The organism is Pacificibacter marinus (assembly GCF_018860665.1).
Lineage (GTDB): Bacteria > Pseudomonadota > Alphaproteobacteria > Rhodobacterales > Rhodobacteraceae > Celeribacter > Celeribacter marinus_A.
This window is the reverse complement of sequence record NZ_JAHKPK010000027.1, coordinates 1-2,719: the sequence shown is the minus strand read 5'-3', so window position 1 is coordinate 2,719 and position 2,719 is coordinate 1. Positions and strand designations below refer to the sequence as shown.

2 protein-coding genes and 2 pseudogenes are annotated in these 2,719 nt (G+C 50.3%); all 4 read right to left on the bottom strand.

What is annotated here, in order from left to right; all coding sequences use genetic code 11:
* Positions 1-375 precede the first annotated feature (375 nt).
* Positions 376-996, bottom strand: coding sequence for a cysteine hydrolase family protein (locus KO497_RS08980; RefSeq protein ID WP_215984056.1), 621 nt, complete (start codon positions 994-996; stop codon positions 376-378).
* Entirely contained in the window at positions 993-1,439 is a 447-nt protein-coding gene (locus KO497_RS08975) for a MarR family winged helix-turn-helix transcriptional regulator (RefSeq protein ID WP_252729590.1), read from the bottom strand. Before KO497_RS08975 ends, KO497_RS08980 begins: the two co-directional genes overlap by 4 nt.
* 190 nt (positions 1,440-1,629) lie before the next feature.
* Positions 1,630-2,203 (bottom strand): annotated as a pseudogene (locus tag KO497_RS08970) (integrase core domain-containing protein); the annotation flags it as partial.
* A 160-nt stretch (positions 2,204-2,363) separates the two neighbouring features.
* A pseudogene (locus KO497_RS08965) lies at positions 2,364-2,537 on the bottom strand (integrase core domain-containing protein); the annotation flags it as partial.
* Positions 2,538-2,719 lie beyond the last annotated feature (182 nt).

Genomic DNA, 2,719 nt, shown 5'->3' with positions numbered 1-2,719 from the left:
AAAGGGAAAAAATCAAGAAAAACACAATCAAACAACGCCGCTTGCAACATCAGAAACAAGCCGCATAATCAATCACACAAACGAGCCAGAGCCTCCAATACTCAAGCCGCTCTGATGCCCCATTTTATATGACGACGGACAATCTGCCCAAAAACCAAGACACCCCGAGCTTTGTCCAGAACGCTTGCTGTTCGATATGCGGAATGGGACTTGGTTGGTGAAAACCATCAGGGCCAGCGGCCATGTGTGTCGCGCTAACAGGCCTAACACAAGACTGCTTCTGACAAAACGCCACGCACGAAAAAGGTACTTGCAAAAAGGGAGCCATCCACACAGGACAAAGTTGCCGTTCCCGCTTGAAGTATTAATGTCCACTCAAGAAAAGACCACACCCGCTGACAACATCCGCTTTTCAGCAGCTTCCGTTGGTGCCGCTGAGAGAGTTCCGTCCTTCACGACGATGACATCATAGCCTCTGTTTTTAGCAGCCAGCGCCGTCTTATGCACACAATAGTTAAGATCCAAACCAGCGAGACGTAACTTACCGACACCGAGACGCTCCAAAAGGGCATCCAGTTCGCCGGTTTCGAATGCGTCCTGCACACGCTTTACCATAACATGATCAGGAAGTGACGAGAATTGCTCTGCAATTTCGGTTCCTTCACTTCCGACTATCGCCTGTCCTTTCATCGTGAGCCTCGCCACAGTCTTTGTTGAAGGGATCGACCATTCCTGACGGACGGCAATGACAGGGTGGTTTTGGGCCCGCGCAGCTTCAACTTCATCAAGAATGGCGGATGCGGCAGACTCTTTTAAAGCGTCCGAGTATGGACCGCGATCCCAGAAAACTGACTGTAGATCAATCAACAGAAGGGCTGATCCATCGCGTTCCCGTATCGTTTCTCCGATACTGACCGAACCGATGCGCCTAACACCGTTTCCAAGCCAGAGTATAAGGAAAAGGAACACAATACCAAAGATATAGCCGAACATCATTCGTTCTCTCCTGCTCGTTTTTTCAAACTGTCCGTCACTGCGATTACAACCTCAAGCGCGGTAGCAATGTCTTCATTGCTTAGGTTTCCACCAACCTCCTCCACAAGCTTCATTTCCTTAGTAATGATCTCTTCGATGACCGCGCGACCGTGATCGGTCAACGCCAGGATAGGTGAACGCTTGTGGCGAGGATTGGGACGTTGCTCAATAAGACCGGAAACTAGCGTTTCGTTGCACATGATCTGGACGTATTGCCGTTTGATTTCGAGCCTTGCCGCAATATCTGGGACGGTCTGCTCTCCGTATTTGTCCACTATTTCCAGAACTGCGCGCATCCGGACTGTAAGGTTGGTTCCGACCAGACCAGCTTCAACGCAAGCTTCAGCGGCCTGCATTAAGGGGCGTGACATCCAAATCAGTCGGTGAAGGTGTTCTGCTTTCATAGTGACATTATACATGTCATATCGACAAGTGCAATGTCAAATCCACCAAAACCAGACGTTGGTGTATCGTGCAGCATATGGGAACATGGGCGAATTTTGTTGAAAAACTCGTTGCTGCAACTGCAAACTTTCAAAACCTAGGAAACTGTTCTGCATGTAACCTAGACGGACCCGCGGGACACTTGTGGGGTTACTGTAGCCTGTCTCTGAGCGCCTCGTAAGGGGTTTGTCCGTTGTGGGCACCGTGCGGCCTGGCGAAGTTGTAGAACCGTTCCCATTCGTCGAGTTTAGCCTCCAGATCGACGTCACCTTTGTAGCTGAAAAGTTGATAGAACTCTTGTTGATCGGAACGGTGGGATCGCTCGACTTTGCCGTTCAATTGCGGTGTGCCGCGTTTGATGTAGGCGTGCCTGATCCCGAGATCTTCGACATGCCAATGGAACTTGGCCTGAAACTCGTGGCCATTATCCGTGCGCACTTCGCGAATGCGAAACGGTGACTTTTCGATGATGTGATCCGCGAAGTCGATGGCATTGGCTTGGGTATGTTTTTCGTAGATTTTCAGGGCCCGCACCCGCGTTGCATCATCGATAGCGGTATATTGAAAGCGACGCAGATTTCCCCCTTTTCTCCTTTGAAGATCAGGGCCTTAACATCCATTTGACTGTGGTGGACAGGACCTGTTTTTGATAGCGTTTGGTGTGGAACTCGCGCACGCTGGTCCCGCGTGGAAGGCGGTTCATCCCATGACGCCGCAGGATGCGTTGATCCTTGTTCATGAACATCTCCTTCTTCCCAAGTCTGGGTGGTTAACGGAAATGTCTCGCGAGTAACGGCATATCTACAGATGGGTTAAATTGCACCCCCTCCCTAGAGGGCCACAACTGAACCACTCCCCATTTGTCGGACAGGTTCTGGCGTAAATTAAGCTACTCTTTGCACCTGCTGATCGGGTTTGGTCGTTTCAATTCTCTGCCAATAGACCACGGCAGGTGGTTTGCCGCCAAGGGAAGAATGTGGTCGCTTGTGATTGTAGAACTCGACCCATTTTCTAACACCAGCCTTGGCCTCAGTCCCGGTTTCCCATGCGTGTAAGTAGACTGTCCGTCGTCATATAAAATGGGGCATCAGAGCGGCTTGAGTATTGGAGGCTCTGGCTCGTTTGTGTGATTGATTATGCGGCTTGTTTCTGATGTTGCAAGCGGCGTTGTTTGATTGTGTTTTTCTTGATTTTTTCCCTTTCTCTGAGAATGGCTTTGTCGCGGCCGAAGTAGACGTCG